Annotated in this window: 12 protein-coding genes; 11 read left to right on the top strand and 1 reads right to left on the bottom strand. The window is 43.9% G+C overall.

Features of this window, described 5'->3' with window-relative positions; translation table 11 throughout:
* Nucleotides 1-320: 320 nt before the first annotated feature.
* Nucleotides 321-1637, bottom strand: a complete 1317-nt coding sequence (locus tag A6749_RS24950; RefSeq protein ID WP_066398844.1) for a Na+/H+ antiporter family protein — start codon at nt 1635-1637, stop codon at nt 321-323.
* Between the two features lie 373 nt (nt 1638-2010).
* On the opposite strand from A6749_RS24950, the gene hisC reads away from it, so the two are divergent.
* The 11 genes from hisC (at nt 2011) to A6749_RS24895 (ending at nt 15680) form a co-directional block, all read left to right on the top strand.
* Nucleotides 2011-3123: a histidinol-phosphate transaminase gene (gene hisC / locus A6749_RS24945; RefSeq protein ID WP_066398840.1), complete on the top strand. Its 1113-nt coding sequence runs from the start codon at nt 2011-2013 to the stop codon at nt 3121-3123.
* A 13-nt stretch (nt 3124-3136) separates the two neighbouring features.
* Nucleotides 3137-4132 (top strand): C-terminal binding protein, encoded by a 996-nt coding sequence (locus A6749_RS24940; protein WP_066398838.1) that lies wholly within the window; start codon nt 3137-3139, stop codon nt 4130-4132.
* Nucleotides 4133-4517: 385 nt separating this feature from the next.
* Nucleotides 4518-5888 (top strand): NAD(P)-dependent oxidoreductase, encoded by a 1371-nt coding sequence (locus tag A6749_RS24935; protein WP_084797975.1) that lies wholly within the window; start codon nt 4518-4520, stop codon nt 5886-5888.
* Nucleotides 5889-6059: 171 nt separating this feature from the next.
* On the top strand, nt 6060-7346 hold the full coding sequence (gene preA / locus A6749_RS24930) for an NAD-dependent dihydropyrimidine dehydrogenase subunit PreA (RefSeq protein WP_066398832.1): 1287 nt from the start codon (nt 6060-6062) through the stop codon (nt 7344-7346).
* Nucleotides 7347-7368: 22 nt separating this feature from the next.
* Nucleotides 7369-8787, top strand: a complete 1419-nt coding sequence (gene hydA / locus A6749_RS24925; RefSeq protein ID WP_066398830.1) for a dihydropyrimidinase — start codon at nt 7369-7371, stop codon at nt 8785-8787.
* Between the two features lie 157 nt (nt 8788-8944).
* Nucleotides 8945-10420, top strand: coding sequence for an NCS1 family transporter (locus tag A6749_RS24920; RefSeq protein WP_066398827.1), 1476 nt, complete (start codon nt 8945-8947; stop codon nt 10418-10420).
* A gap of 14 nt (nt 10421-10434) precedes the next feature.
* Entirely contained in the window at nt 10435-10647 is a 213-nt protein-coding gene (locus A6749_RS24915; RefSeq protein WP_066398825.1) for a hypothetical protein, read from the top strand.
* An 88-nt stretch (nt 10648-10735) separates the two neighbouring features.
* On the top strand, nt 10736-12082 hold the full coding sequence (locus A6749_RS24910; protein WP_066398817.1) for an aspartate aminotransferase family protein: 1347 nt from the start codon (nt 10736-10738) through the stop codon (nt 12080-12082).
* 259 nt (nt 12083-12341) lie between these two features.
* Complete coding sequence (gene wrbA, locus A6749_RS24905; RefSeq protein ID WP_066398813.1) at nt 12342-12953, top strand: NAD(P)H:quinone oxidoreductase; 612 nt, start codon at nt 12342-12344, stop codon at nt 12951-12953.
* A gap of 368 nt (nt 12954-13321) precedes the next feature.
* Nucleotides 13322-14434, top strand: coding sequence for a glutamate 5-kinase (gene proB / locus A6749_RS24900; protein ID WP_066398810.1), 1113 nt, complete (start codon nt 13322-13324; stop codon nt 14432-14434).
* 4 nt (nt 14435-14438) lie between these two features.
* Nucleotides 14439-15680 (top strand): glutamate-5-semialdehyde dehydrogenase, encoded by a 1242-nt coding sequence (locus A6749_RS24895; protein WP_066398807.1) that lies wholly within the window; start codon nt 14439-14441, stop codon nt 15678-15680.
* Nucleotides 15681-15815: the final 135 nt, after the last annotated feature.

Raw genomic sequence — 15815 nt, 5'->3', positions numbered from 1 at the left:
ACCGAAACCTACTAATTTATTGGATTTGGGGCACGTAGATGGGCTCTACGCGACCGAAACCCACTAATTTATTGGACTTGGGGCACGTAGAAGAGGTCTACGTGACCGAAACTCACTAATTAATTGAACTTGGGGCACGTAGAACGGCTCTACGTGACCGAAACTCACTAATTTATTGAACTTGGGGCACGTAGAAGGGCTCTACGCGACCGAAACCTACTAAAATCTATTTCCTTGGGTATTAGCCATAACAAACTGCACCAAATTAAAAAGGGAAGCAGAATGATTCTGCTTCCCCAATACCGATAAATAATTTAAAACTAAAGTATAAACGCGGCAATCAATCCAAAGATAAACAACGGAATATTGAAATGGATAAACGTCGGCACACATGTATCCCAAATGTGATTATGCCGCCCGTCGGCATTTAAGCCGATTGTAGGTCCAATCGTACTATCCGAGGCAGGTGAACCGGCATCCCCTAAAGCACTGGCCGTTCCAATTAGTGATGCAGTTGCCAGCGGCGAAAAGCCTACAGCAATACATAAAGGAACATAAACCGCGGCTAAAATCGGAATAGTACCAAACGAAGTACCAATTCCCATCGTAATCAAAAGGCCAATTGATAATATAATAAACGCTGTGAAAAATTTACTTCCACCGATAATGCTGGATGTATGCGCTACCAAATCATCAATCGATCCGGTTTCCCTAAGAATTGCGGCATATCCTGCAGCGATTAATAATACAAAGGCAATTGCCCCCATCATTTTCATCCCGTCGTCAACAATCTCATCACCCTTCATAAACGGGGCGACGCGGCCTAAAAACATAGCAATGATCCCGACTAGTGCCCCTAAGGCAAGCGAATGTGTATAAATTTGAATTCCAAGGGATAGTAAAATGGCAATGATGGTAATAACATGCTGCTTGTTAAAAGTAATTTCTTCTGATGTGGCTGAAATTTCTAGGGAAGCTGGAGAATTTTCTAGGTCTGCTTGAGTTCCCATATCTTTTTCTTTACGATACGTAATAAAAATAGCAATTAATAATCCTACAATCATTCCAAGTCCCGGAATAATCAAGGCAAGCGGGAGCTGACCAACTGCAATCGTCATTCCATATTTTTTCATCTCGCTGGCAATAATTTGATGGAACATAAGTCCATAACCGGCGGGAATGATAATGTACGGTGCTTTTAAACCAAAGGTTAAAGCGGTTGCAACCGCACGCCGATCTATTTTCATCCGATCGAACAAATGAAGTAAAGGAGGAATCAGGATTGGGATAAAGGCAATATGCACGGGAACCAGGTTTTGTGACAAACTAGAAACGGCCGCAATGGCCAATAATATGAAGGCACGTTTACCTTTCATAAATTTTAATAGCTTCTTTAATAGTAATCCAGTAATCCCGGAATATTTAATCATGACAGCAAAAACACCGAGTAATATGACGCTTATTGCCGTTTCTGCCTGTCCGCCCATTCCGCCGATCAGCATGTTCATCGTATCCAAAACGGACATCCCGGCAATTAAGCCGGCACTTAAGGCGGCTATTAAAATACTTAATAAGACATTCACTCGCAGCATACTTAAAACAATTAGCAGTACTACAGAAATGATAATAGCATACATGAATCGCAGTTCCTCCTTTATTTACCTATTTAATTTCCAACAAAGCTACCGCATTAAAACACTAATAAATTGAGAAAAATAATTCCCCCTTTCAATTGTTTTAATTTTATGAATCTTCTTAATAGTAAACTATTGTCCTAGAATCGTTAAGTACCCTTTTTTATGATTTGCTATAGATTTTTAACACGGATATAGTGAAAACCCAAAACTATATTTTTCTTTAATTCAAATTTTTGTGTTTTTGTATATTTTTTTGCTAATAGCATGAAAATTGCTTTAGTTTTATTCTGAATATTGTGTAAAATGTGGATAGAATTGGATTCTACTAATCTGAACTGATTTTTTACATATTAAAATAGGGGGAGGAATTACTATGTCAGAAAATTTATGGCGCGGCACCATTAACCAATTGGACCCATATATTCCCGGTCAGGCAGCAAAGGATGTAGAAAACCAAGGATCATTAAAGGAGGTCTTCCGGCTTGCAACGAATGAAAACCCGCTTGGAGCGTCACCTAAAGCAGTCGCTGCCATGCAGCAGGCAGTGCTGGAAAGTCATTATTATCCTGATTTAACAAGTTTAAATCTAAGAAGAAAACTAGGGAACCTTCACGGGATTGATCCGGAAAACTATGTAACTGGCAATGGTGCTGATAATATCATTACACTCGTGATTGCTTCATTTGTAAATCCAGGGGATGAAGTTGTTTATTGCACACCAACATTCTCTGAATATCATAAAAATACTCTCTTAGTCGGGGGAACTCCTGTTGAGATTCCAACGACAAAAGATCATAAGTTTGACCTTGAAGCGATTTTGGACGCGATTACGGATAAAACAAAATTGGTGTTCATTTGTAATCCTAATAATCCAACCGGGACGATTGTTGAGGATCACGAACTTCGGGAATTTTTCAGGAGGCTCCCAAAGCATGTTGTGGGAGTTCTTGATGAGGCATACGGGGAATTCATAAATATCCCGAATTATTCCACCGGAGTGGAGTTTATGAAGGAAGGATTACCTGTTATCACGATTCGTACCTTTTCAAAATTATATGGATTGGCGGGCATGAGAGTTGGTTATGCGTTTGCCAAGGACGAATTCATCAGGCCGCTTCAGGCAGTACGGGAGCCATTTGCTTGTAACCGGGTTGCGGAAGCAGGTGCCATCGCAGCACTTGAAGACGAGGAGCATAAGCAGAACGTCTTAACCTCTAACAAGCAGGAAATGGATAGATTAATTAAGGAATTCCGCTCACTAGGGTATTCGGTAGAAGAAACGCACACGAATTTTCTATTTATCGATATGAAACAAGATACGAATAAACTGTCCGCTGAACTATTTAAACAAGGGTTTATCATTCGCCCTTGCGCCATTTGGGGCTATCCAACCTTCGCCAGAATCAGTATTGGAAGCGCCGAACAGAACACCAAGCTTCTTCAAGCGTTGAAGGAAATCAGAAACAAGGAAGCATCACAGGTATAAAAGGAGGAATCCGATGCGAAATGGCAAATATTTAGTTTGGATTCTAGATGACGAATGGATTGACCATACAGTTGAAAGTGATATTTTTCAAAAAAAGGGCTACGATGTGCATGTTACCCGGTCCGGAACCTTGGAGGAGGACCTTCCGCTTTATGCTCCATATGCTGACGGAGTGATTGTACAGGTCGGGTTTCCATGTGATGCCCAGTTAATCGAAAAGCTAGATTCTTGCAAAATCATAACAGCTTCATCCGTTGGATACAACACAATTGATATTGATGCAGCAACAAGAAAAGGCATTAAGGTTACTCACGTACCGGAATTTTGCACGGAAGAGGTGTCCGATCATACAATTGCCCATATGCTGATGATTACCAGGAGATTTCCATCCTACAACAAGCAGGTTCGCGAAGGCGGGTGGAACCCTATGGATACATTGCCGATTCAGCGCTTCTGCAACCATACTGTGGGACTTTTGGGCTTTGGAAAAATTGCCCGCAGAGTCGCCGAGAAACTGCAGCCCTTTGGTGTCCGAATCATTACACATGCTCCCACTGCTCCAAAAGAGATATTCGCTCATTATTCTGTGGAAGCGGTATCATTTGAACAATTACTAAGGCAGTCCACACTTTTGAGTCTGCACATCCCGCTGCGCCCGGAGAATCAGAATATTATTTCCTATAAACAGCTTAAGCTGATGCCAAAAGGGGCGTTTATCGTGAATACAAGCAGAGGCGGATTATTTAATGAAGAGGACCTTTACCAAGCGATTGTCGAAGGACACATCGCTGGAGCCAGCCTAGATGTGCTGTTAAATGAACCTCCCGATCCAAATGATCCTCTGCTTAACCTAGACGAGGTATATGTAACACCGCATTCGGGATATATCTCCGATGATGCACTAGCCGAATTGAAAGAGAAAACCTGCCAAAATATTTTTGACTGCATTGAAGGAAGACCGTTAGTGAAAACCTTGAATCCAGAGGTGTTAAACCATATCAAGACGTAAATAATTTCGGACTATACGATGTGTATAGTCCTTTTCAAGGTTAGTGGGACATTTACAAAAACATTTTGGAAAAATTGTCGATAAGTTTTTTCAATGAGCATGATATTTTTTTACTGTACCAAATCATTTAGTTGTTGTCAGGCATTGTTATATAAGCAAGATCTCCGGCAGCCTAGTCATTTTGTTCCTTTCGCCATTGTTTTACAAAATCTTAAGACAAAGTATGGTAAATTATTGTAAGATTCAAAAAAAGGTACAAGAAGAGCACTGTCCATCTGATAAATACATACGTAAAGGCTGGTGGTCCTCTCACAAAAATAAAGCGGTTACATTTTATCAAAAAAGGGTTTACTTCTCATTCTGAAATTAAAAGGAGGGTTTCTCTTTGGCCATAAATAAACTGCAACGAATTTCCGTGACGAATCTTGAAAAGAACTTTCAGGAGGTTGAACCGGGACTTTCCAGCCGGGAAGCGCTGGAAGAATCAAATCGCTGCCTCTATTGTTATGATGCCCCTTGCATCAAGGCCTGTCCAACAGGCATTGATATTCCTACTTTTATTAAAAAAATTGCCTCAGGAAATTTACTAGGATCTGCAAAAACGATTATGTCGGCAAACCCGGTTGGAGCAAGCTGTGCGCGGGTTTGCCCTACCGAGGAGCTCTGTGAGGGAGCTTGTGTCCTGAACCATTCCACAAAGCCCATCATGATCGGCAACCTGCAAAGATATGCAACCGATTGGGCCATCCACAATGAACAAACCCTATTTGAACCAGGAGAAACCAACGGCCGAAAAATTGCAGTAATCGGAGGCGGTCCCGCTGGGTTATCGGCAGCCAGAGAACTAGCAAGATTAGGCTATGACGTGACCATTTTTGAAGGTGCTAAAAAGGCAGGCGGTTTAAATACGTACGGAATTGTATCATTCCGGCTGCCACAGCGCATTTCCTTTTGGGAAGTGGAGCAGATTGAAAAATTAAATGTCAAAATTCGAACAAACACCATGGTTGGTAAAGATATAACCGTTCAGGAATTGACGGACAGTTTCGACCGGATTATACTGGCGGCCGGAATGGGTCATGTTCCCAATCTCGGGATTGACGGCGAGGATTTGGACGGCGTTTATGATGCGATCGAATTTGTAAAAGCAACGAAAGGCGGCCATGTATCAAAGGATTTTGTCGGGAAACGAGTTGTTGTGATTGGTGCCGGCAATACTGCGATTGATGGTGCCACTTGTTCCGTCCGGCTAGGCGCAGAAAATGTCAAAATCCTATACCGCAGAACAAAAGAAGAAATGTCAGCTTATGATTTTGAATATGAGTTCGCCAAGCAAGATGGTGTGGAATTTCGCTGGCTGACGGCACCGAAGCGAATAATCGGGGATGAACATGGAAAAGTGACGGGGATTGAATGCATTAAAATGCAGCTGAGCGAGCCGGAAGCGGACGGACGCCGCAGACCGGTTGAGGTTGCCGGGTCAGAGTTTGTCATTCCTGTAGATGCGGTGGTTAAAGCCATCGGGCAGACAAGGCGTTTTGCCCTGATTGAGCAGCTGGGTCTCGCTCATAAAGACGGGGTAGTAATCGTGAATAGAGACACGTTTCAGACTTCGAATCCGAAAATCTTCGCCTGCGGTGATGTGATGTTCGGCAAAGGAAAAGGAGAAGCGATGGTCGTTACAGCCGCCCAGCAGGGGAAAGAAGCAGCATATTCGATTCATAAACAATTTACGCCGGTTGAAACGATAAATTAAATTCGAATATTAGTTTTGGCAATTTTTAAAGAAGATTTGGCTATTTTTTTAATAGTATTGGCTAAAATTCAGGGGGTTTTGGCTATTTTTCTTGTAGTTTTGGCTTATTAGACATTATTTGGAAAGGTTGAAAGATTTCACCCAAAAATTAAAGTCAAAGGAGGAATCAAAATGGCTGATTTACGCATTAATCTTGCCGGAATCAAGTCTCCTAATCCATTTTGGCTGGCGTCCGCACCGCCGACGAACTCCGGATATCAGGTACAGCGGGCGTTTGAGGCCGGCTGGGGGGGAGCGGTGTGGAAAACACTGGGCGATCCCATCTTGAATGTCACCTCACGATTTTCTGCCATCAGCTTTAATGGCCAGCGGGTAGCAGGTTTTAACAATATTGAATTGATTACCGACCGGCCTCTCGATGTCAATCTGAAGGAAATCTATGAAACGAAGAAGAAGTATCCGAATCATGCCATTATTGCATCTCTCATGGTGGAGCCAAACCAGGAAAAATGGCATGAAATTGTGAAGCGCGTAGAGGATGTTGGAGTGGATGGACTTGAATTAAATTTCGGCTGTCCGCATGGGATGGCAGAACGGGGTATGGGCTCGGCCTCTGGGCAGGTGCCGGAGCTTGTAGAAAAACAAACCTATTGGGTAAAGGAAGCTGCGAAAACCCCAGTCATTGTGAAACTGACGCCAAACATAACCGATATTACCGCCACAGCCGAAGCAGCAGCTAACGGCGGGGCCGATGCCATCAGTATGATTAACACGATTAATAGTTTAATGGGTGTTGATCTCGACACATGGAACACGATTCCCCATGTAGCCGGGAAAGGGGCACATGGCGGTTATTGTGGTCCGGCCGTTAAACCGATCGCTCTTAATATGGTTGCGGAATGTGCCAGACATCCGAATATTAATATCCCGATATCCGGTATTGGCGGCATTTCCAACTGGCAGGAAGCGGTCGAGTACATGCTGATAGGGGCTACCGGTGTGCAGGTATGTACCGCAGCCATGCATCACGGCTTCCGAATTGTCGAGGATATGATTGATGGCTTGAATAACTATCTTGACAGCAAAGGAATTGCCGCAGCTTCCGATCTAATCGGAAAATCAGTTCCAAAGTACTCAGATTGGGGCAATCTCGATCTTAACTATAACATTGTTGCCAGAATCAATAGTGATGTATGCATTAATTGCAATAAATGCCATATTGCCTGTGAGGATACGTCGCATCAATGCATCGATATGCTGACAGACGCTTCAGGAAAAAGCTATTTGAAAGTAAGGGAAGAGGATTGTGTCGGTTGTAATTTATGCTCGATTGTCTGCCCGGTTGACGGTGCCATTGATATGGTTGAAGTACCAAGAGAGCTGCCGCCGATGACATGGAACGAACGTCAAGCCGCACTTAATGCCTCCGTGGAATGTAAAGCAGACGCGAGGAAGTAATCGTTTGAGGAGGAATAGAGAGATGAAAAAAATAATCAAAAACGGAACCATCGTTACCGCAGCGGATACATTTCAAGGTGAGATTTTAATAGAAGACGGAGTCATAACCCAAATTGGAGCAAACTTAAATGCGGCTGGTGCGGAAGTGATTGACGCCAAGGGCTGCCTTGTTTTTCCAGGGGGGATTGATCCGCACACCCACCTAGACATGCCATTTGGCGGCACGGTTACAAAAGATGACTTTGAATCTGGAACGATTGCGGCTGCCTTTGGCGGTACAACCACGATTATTGACTTTTGCTTAACTAATAAAGGGGAACCGCTCAAAAAAGCGATTCAAACATGGCATGAGAAATCACGGGAAAAAGCGGTTATCGACTATGGATTCCACTTAATGATCTCAGAAATCAACGATGAAGTACTTAATGAACTTCCGCAGGTCATTGATTGGGAAGGAATCACATCGTTTAAGGTGTTCATGGCCTATAAAAACGTCTTCCAGGCCGATGACGAAACGTTATTCCGCACGCTTGTGACCGCTAAAGACCTTGGGGCGTTGGTTATGGTCCATGCGGAAAACGGTGATGTAATTGATTACTTAACGAAAAAAGCGTTAGCAAAAGGAAACACTGCGCCTATTTATCATGCATTAACAAGGCCGCCGGAATTAGAAGGAGAAGCGACAGGCCGGGCTGCCAACTTTACCGGGCTCGCAGGCTCTCAGCTATATGTTGTGCATGTATCCTGTGCCGAGGCAGTAAAGCAAATTGCCGAAGCGCGCAGCAAGGGGTTCGATGTTTGGGGTGAGACATGTCCACAATATTTAGTCTTGGACCAAAGCTATTTAGAGAAGCCTAATTTTGAAGGAGCGAAATATGTTTGGTCGCCGCCGCTCCGTGAAAAATGGAATCAGGATGTCCTATGGAATGCGTTGAAAAGCGGCCAGCTCCAAACGCTTGGCTCTGATCAATGCTCCTTTGATTTTAATGGACAGAAGGACCTTGGCCGGGATGATTTCACAAAAATCCCGAATGGCGGTCCGATTATCGAGGATCGGTTGTCAATCTTGTTCTCAGAGGGGGTGAAGAAGGGGCGCATCAGCTTAAATCAATTTGTTGATATTACCTCCACGCGGATTGCCAAGTTATTTGGTTTGTTCCCGAAAAAAGGTTCCATTGCTGTCGGTGCCGATGCTGACATAGTCATTTTTGATCCGAGCGTCGAACGAGTCATTTCGGCGGAAACACATCATATGGCGGTTGATTACAATGCCTTTGAGGGAATGGAAATCACAGGAGAGCCGGTTTCCGTATTAGTCCGCGGCGAATATGTCGTCCGCGATAAACAATTTGTCGGCAAGCCTGGCTCGGGCCAATATTTGAAGAGAGCAAAATACAATTCCAATTTACCAGAATCAGAAAATAAACCATTATCCATCTAGCAGTGTATCGCACAAGTTGATCACTCTTCATTATTGAACACCTCCAGCAATTGCTTTGCCCAAAAAGCAATTGCTTCTTTTTAAAGATATTTTTCGTCGGTTGTCCAGAGTTTTTGGAAAAAAATTCTCGAACCCAAAACCGAAATGGAGTGTTCATATGAAAAAAAGTCATTTAAAAACACCGGATTTACTGCCAATTGCTCATAAGGATCGGAAAATTACAAAGCTAGGGTTTTCGTTCATGTGGGTTGGAATGTGTGTGCTTCTAGCGACATTTGCGATTGGCGGCTCAGGAGTCATGACCTTATCGCTGCCATGGGTTATTCTTGCCACGGTTATTGGCAGTCTAGCTATCGGCTTTTTCATTTCACTCATTGCCGATATTGGGATTGAACATGGTCTTTCTTTCCCTGTCTACATGCGGGCGCCGTTTGGCACGATTGGAACCCATATCCCGTCAGTTACCCGCTGTGTTGCTGCTTCAATGTGGTTTGGGATTAACACCTATTTTGGGGCAACAGCCATGAACGGTATTTTGAATATATTATTTGGCTTTGATAATTGGTTCATTTGCTATTTTCTGTTTGCAATTGTGCAATTAGTTAACACTGCATTAGGAATTAAATCCGTTGAACGGTTTGCCGATATGGCGGCGCCTGTCATTATTATCATTTCGTTATGGATGTATTCATCCTTATCGGATAAGGCCGCAGCTGCTGGCAGAAGCGTTTGGAGCTGGGCGGAGAATCCTGTTACCGGTGGGGCAGCGTTTACAGCGTTTCTTGTTGTAATTTTTAGCAATATGGGCTTTTGGGCCACTTTAAGTGCGGATATTCCGTCGATTTCACGGTTTATCAAAGCACCGGCAAATGAGAAGAACTGGTTTAAACGGAACAAGGCATCGTTAATTGGAAATCTCATTGCCATGCCGCTTACCCAGACATTTATGATTATTATTGGGGCAGTTGCCTATATCGCTGTGCTAAATTATGACCCTGTAATCGCGTTACAAGAATCTGCGGGCGGCTTTATTCTCGCGATTTTACTATTGATGATTGTTCTAGCCCAATGGTCAACGAATACGGCAGCAAATGTGGTTCCCGCTGCGACTATTTTCATCAATGTCGGCGGTCCTAGATTCCCGTTCTGGGCCGGAGTTATTACCGCCGGGATTGTCGGAACGGTTGTCCAGCCATGGAAGCTGTTCGGTGTCATCATTCCGATCCTGTTGTTTGTCGGTGGTATTCTTTCCTCAATTGTCGGTATCTTGTTTGCTGATTATTATTTACTGCGAAAGCGCCGGGTTAATGTTCCGGAATTATATGAAGATTACGGCCAGTTTAAATACGTTGGCGGTGTAAATGCTGCTGGTTTTATCGCTTGGATTATTGGAGCCGCCGTTTCCTACTTTGTTCCGGAATACGGTTTTCTTGTCGGATTCTTAGTTGGTGGAGCTGTCTACTATGTCCTTGCAAAATATTGGTGGTTCAAACGATTCCCACAGGCCGAAATTGAGGATCCCAGCGATGAAAAATATTTAGGACTTTCTGTCGGTCGTGATTGGATTATCAAGGAAGAACCAGCCAACCAGCCTGCCGGCCAAAAAGTTCCTGACAATGTAGATCTTTATTAAAATGGGGTGGACGCATGTCTGAGTATCAACAATATCTTGCAGAACGGGATAAAATTGATTTTTATATCCAAAAGGGGTACCGAATCCATCAAGTCAAAGAGCATTTAAATGGGGCGACAGTTGAATTTGTGCATCCAAATGGGAATGTTTCGGAAACGGTGCTGATTGGAAACGCTAATGCCCGTAAATATTTTTCCAGCCTGTTAATCAAACAAAATCGTGCCTGAGATTAATGAAGAAAGAAGAGGGTTGGTTCAACGCCATTCCCTTTTCCTTGATGATAATACCAGACTAATAGATTTGGAGGGTTGATAAATGGTTCAGAAGACGGAGACGCTTCACGAAAAAGATGATCAATATGTATGGCATGCGATGAGACCTCATAGTCCGAACGCTTCCATTGTCGCGGAAAAAGCAGAGGGTTCGTGGGTTACAGATGTAGATGGCAAGCGCTATTTGGATGCTATGGCAGGACTTTGGTGTGTTAATATCGGCTATGGCAGGACCGAGCTCGCTGAAGCCGCCTATGAGCAGCTAAAGCAAATGGCTTATTTTCCATTATCCAACAGCCATGTCCCGGCTATCAAGCTTGCCGAAAAATTAAATGAGATGCTTGGCGGAGAATATGTCATTTTCTTCTCAAACAGCGGCTCAGAAGCAAACGAAACAGCTTTTAAAATTGCCCGCCAGTATCATCAGCAACGAGGGGAACATAACCGTTATAAAATTGTTGCCCGCTATCGTGGATATCACGGCAACTCCATGGGGGCTTTGGCAGCAACGGGCCAGGCGCAGCGAAAATACCGATATGAACCGCTTGCTCCAGGCTTCATTCATGTATCACCGCCGGATTCCTACCGAGATGACACGAATGTCTCAGATCCGCTAGAGCTATCTTCCATCAAGGAACTTGATCGAACGATGACGTGGGAGCTGAGCGAAACGATTGCCGCGATGATCATGGAGCCGATTATTACGGGCGGCGGTGTGATTGTCCCTCCAGATGGTTACATGAAGGCGGCGAAGAAAGTGTGTGAAAAGCACGGCGCACTAATGATTGTCGATGAAGTCATTTGCGGCTTTGGTCGAACCGGCAAACCGTTCGGATTTATGAACTACGGTGTGAAGCCTGATATTATTACTATGGCTAAAGGAATTACCAGTGCTTATCTCCCGCTGTCGGCAACCGCAGTCCGCAAAGAAATTTACGATGCCTTTAAGGGTTCAGAGGAATACGACTATTTCCGTCATGTTAATACTTTTGGCGGTAATCCCGCAGCCTGCGCCTTGGCTTTGAAAAATATTGAACTGATGGAAAAAGAAAAGCTTTTTGAGCGTTCGAATGAACTTGGCGAGCAGCTAAGAAATGACTTAACGGACCTGCTTCATGACCATCCGTATGTAGGCAATGTCCGCGGTAAAGGGCTGCTTGTCGGGATTGAATTAGTGAAGGATCGGGTTACAAAAGAACCACTTGCTGTTGACCTAGTAAACAAAGTAATCGCCGGCTGTAAGGAAAAAGGCGTCATTATCGGAAAAAACGGCGCTACGGTTGCTGGTTATAATAACATTTTAACCTTAGCACCACCATTAACTATCGAACAAAAGGACTTGAACTTTTTGGTTAAAACGTTATCAGAGGCACTTGATAAAATAAAATAAAGATATAAGAAATCGGGCAGCTTTTTTGTTGCTCGATTTTTCTTTTTCCTCGGATTTTTGTTTGGATTCCGCCAAAATTAACGATAATTCCGCGGGTTTTCCGGTTTATTCCGCGGAAAGTCCGTTTAATTCCGCCATTTTTTGAAATTTTTCCGCCAATACAACGATCGCCGAATGAAAATATATAATTACGGGTATGATAACTTCGGTTAAACCAAATATTATTTTTGAATTATTAATAAAGGAGCCGAAAAAAACGATGTCAAACGTGAATTTAGCCGTTATTTATTACAGCATGGGTGGTACCAACTATCAACTTGCAACCTGGGCAGCTGAAGGGGCAAAAGAAGCTGGTGCCGAAGCGAAAATTTTTAAAGTGGCAGAGCTTGCGCCGCAATCCGTAATTGAAGGAAATCCGGTCTGGAAAGCAACTGTCGAAAAAACTTCTCATGTACCCGAGGTAACAGGTGCTGACCTGGAGTGGGCTGACGCGATTATCTTTAGTGTGCCAACGCGATTCGGTAATATGCCATCACAAATGAAGCAGTTCCTCGATACGTGCGGAGGGCTTTGGGCTAGCGGCAAGCTGGTCAATAAGGTTGTCAGTGCCATGACATCGGCACAAAACCCTCATGGCGGGCAAGAGGCAACAATTTTATCTTTATATACTACGATGTACCATTGGGGAGCGATTGTTGCTGCACCAGGATACACTGATCCAGTAACCTTCGGAGCTGGCGGGAACCCATATGGGACAAGTGTGACGGTTGATCAAAACGGGAAAATGATTGAGGATGTGCAAGCAGCAGTTAAGCATCAAGCCAAACGGACAGTGACCGTAGCAGAATGGGTGAAACAAGCAAATCAATAACCGTCAAAAGGAGCTGAACAGGACAGCTCCTTTTGTAATTTTCAATAAATTATATTGACAATATGGCCATTTCTAAGGATAATCAAAGGTAATTAAAAATTGGAATGGTATGGGACTAGTAAATCAGTAGAACGTGTCAGAGAGTGAAACCCAGCGGCTGAAAGGTTTCTCACAGAAAGCTGGTTGAACCTGCCCTAATGAAAACCGCTTATGCAAACATAAGCCGATATGTTCCCACGTTACGGGTTCGAGAGGGTGCCGCGCTAGCGAGGCATCAAAAAAGGTGGTACCGCGGAAACGATTTTTCCGTCCTTTCTATAAGGACAGAAAAGTCGTTTTTTTTATTTTTCAAAAAGAGGGTTTGATGTATGAGGAAACAACTGGTGGTTGTGAAAATTGGCAGCAGTTCATTAACAAATGCCTGCGGAACGATTTGTGAAGAAAAAATAAAGGATCATGTCGCGGCTCTTTCTGATTTAAAACAGCAAGGTCATGAGGTCATCTTAATTTCATCGGGGGCTGTCGCAGCGGGATTCCATGCGCTGGGTTATCCAAACCGGCCGAAAACGGTAGCAGGAAAGCAAGCGGCGGCAGCTGTTGGTCAAGGATTGTTAATGCAGCATTATAATCAGCTTTTTCAACAATTTGATATTGTTCCAGCACAAATATTGTTAACGCGGGAGGATTTTTATAGCCAGACAAGATTCCAAAATCTTTATTCGGCGATGACGGAATTGCTGCACCGCGGAATGCTTCCGATTATTAACGAAAATGATTCTGTTTCAATTGAGGAATTAACTTTTGGCGATAATGACATGCTGTCGGCACTCGTAAGCGGATTTCTCCATGCCAATGCGCTGATCATTTTAACTGATGTGAATGGTCTTTACGATGGAAATCCCAAAGCTTCAAAAGAAGCAAAAAAATACCATTATATTGCCGAGGTTTCCGACCAGCTTCTTGGAGTTGCCGGAGAAAAAGGATCTTCGGTTGGCACAGGCGGGATGAAGTCGAAGCTGTTAGCGGCCAAAAAAGCTTTATCTCTCGGTGTCAGTGTCTTTGTTGGCACAGGTTCAGGGAAGGAAAAACTGGTTGATATTTTGGCTGGCAAAGGGGATGGAACCTATATTGGCGGACCGTTCCATACACAGATGCAAATGCGGAAGCAGTGGATTGCTTATCATTCGCAGGTTGGCGGCATTATAGAAATCGATGAAGGCGCTGAACAGGCAATCATTCAAAAGGGGAAAAGCCTGCTGCCGGTTGGTGTCACCAATGTAATTGGTGAGTTTAATGCCTTGGATGTCGTAGAGGTCCGCAATCTAAAAGGAAAAACAATTGGCAAGGGACAGATTTATTTTTCCTCAAAGGATTTGGTAAAGGTTAAAGGACTGCCAAGTACCAAAACGAAGGATTTTTCGATAAATAAAAAAGCTGAAGTCATTCATCGTGATAATTGGGTGAGTTTACGGGAGGGGTAAGGAAATGAGCGAATTATTGGAAAAAGCCGGAAAGTTAAAACAAGCTTCAAAAAAATTAGCTGTGCTTACAAAGGAAGAAAAAAATGCGGCGTTGGTGTATATGGCCGACCAGATTGCCAAGGAAAAAGAATGGATTCTACAAGAAAATGAGAGAGATTTACTAGACGGAAAAGAAAAAGGCATGTCTGAAGCCCTTTTGGACCGTCTGCTGTTGACAAGTGAGCGCATCGACCAAATTGTAGAAGGTGTGCGACAGGTTGTTGCACTGGAGGATCCAATTGGCGAGGTACTCGAGGCATGGGAGCGTCCAAACGGTTTAAACATCCAAACAGTGCGTGTTCCTCTAGGAGTAATTGGAATGGTATATGAGGCCCGGCCGAATGTGACGGTGGATGCTGCGAGTCTTTGTTTAAAAGCTGGTAACGCGGTGCTGCTGCGGGGAAGTACCTCTGCGCTGCATTCCAATAAAGCACTCGTTAAGGTAATGCGTGCTGCGTTAGCGGATACGGCGATTCCAGGGGATGCGGTCCAGCTCTTAGAGGATACAAGCAGAGAAACAGCTTCCCAAATGTTTCGGCTGAATCAATATTTAGATGTCTTGATTCCTCGCGGCGGAGCTGGTTTAATTCAATCCGTAGTACAAAATGCGTCGGTTCCGGTGTTGGAAACCGGGGTTGGCAACTGTCATATTTTTATAGATCAAAGTGCTGGAGAAAAAATGGCTATCGATATTGCAGTTAATGCCAAGCTGCAGCGTCCATCTGTTTGTAATGCGATTGAAACGGTGCTTGTTCATAAAGATTGGCCATTTGTGGCGGAACTTTTGGACAGCCTTCATAGTAAAGGGGTTGAACTGCGCGGGGATCAAGAATTAGCCGCCACCTTTCCGTTTGTGAAGGAAGCTTCCGAAGATGATTGGTCTTGTGAATATTTGGCGCCGATTTTAGCTATAAAACTTGTCGAAGATGTTCGTGAAGCAATTGAACATATTGACCGGTACGGGACGAAACATTCCGAGGCAATTATTAGTGAAAATGCTGAAAATGTTCTTTTATTTTTCCGTGGGGTAGATGCTGCTGTGTTGTATCATAATGCCTCCACTCGGTTTACCGATGGCGAGCAGTTTGGTTATGGCGCGGAAATCGGCATCAGCACACAAAAACTGCACGCCCGCGGACCAATGGGACTGAAGGCAATCACGACAACGAAGGCGATTGTTCAAGGGAACGGGCAGATTCGCGGGTAACCTGCTATGAGAACTGGTAAAAGGGGGCAGTTCAGCTTTCAGTTCTCATGAACCCTTTATGAGAACAGAAGAAGGGAGTTTCCCGACGTTTCTGTTCTCATGAACCTTTTATGAGAATTAAAGAAAGATCTTTCC

It is taken from the genome of Neobacillus mesonae, from assembly GCF_001636315.1.
Lineage (GTDB): Bacteria > Bacillota > Bacilli > Bacillales > Cytobacillaceae > Neobacillus > Neobacillus mesonae.
This window is presented reverse-complemented; position numbering and strand designations above follow the sequence as displayed.

Bases quoted from the DNA above. Each gene is read 5' to 3' on its own strand.
- A6749_RS24950 (WP_066398844.1), bottom strand. From the start codon at position 1,637: ATGTATGCTATTATCATTTCTGTAGTACTGCTAATTGTTTTAAGTATG.
- hisC (WP_066398840.1), top strand. From the start codon at position 2,011: ATGTCAGAAAATTTATGGCGCGGCACCATTAACCAATTGGACCCATAT.
- A6749_RS24940 (WP_066398838.1), top strand. From the start codon at position 3,137: ATGCGAAATGGCAAATATTTAGTTTGGATTCTAGATGACGAATGGATT.
- preA (WP_066398832.1), top strand. From the start codon at position 6,060: ATGGCTGATTTACGCATTAATCTTGCCGGAATCAAGTCTCCTAATCCA.
- hydA (WP_066398830.1), top strand. From the start codon at position 7,369: ATGAAAAAAATAATCAAAAACGGAACCATCGTTACCGCAGCGGATACA.
- A6749_RS24920 (WP_066398827.1), top strand. From the start codon at position 8,945: ATGAAAAAAAGTCATTTAAAAACACCGGATTTACTGCCAATTGCTCAT.
- A6749_RS24915 (WP_066398825.1), top strand. From the start codon at position 10,435: ATGTCTGAGTATCAACAATATCTTGCAGAACGGGATAAAATTGATTTT.
- A6749_RS24910 (WP_066398817.1), top strand. From the start codon at position 10,736: ATGGTTCAGAAGACGGAGACGCTTCACGAAAAAGATGATCAATATGTA.
- wrbA (WP_066398813.1), top strand. From the start codon at position 12,342: ATGTCAAACGTGAATTTAGCCGTTATTTATTACAGCATGGGTGGTACC.
- proB (WP_066398810.1), top strand. From the start codon at position 13,322: ATGAGGAAACAACTGGTGGTTGTGAAAATTGGCAGCAGTTCATTAACA.
- A6749_RS24895 (WP_066398807.1), top strand. From the start codon at position 14,439: ATGAGCGAATTATTGGAAAAAGCCGGAAAGTTAAAACAAGCTTCAAAA.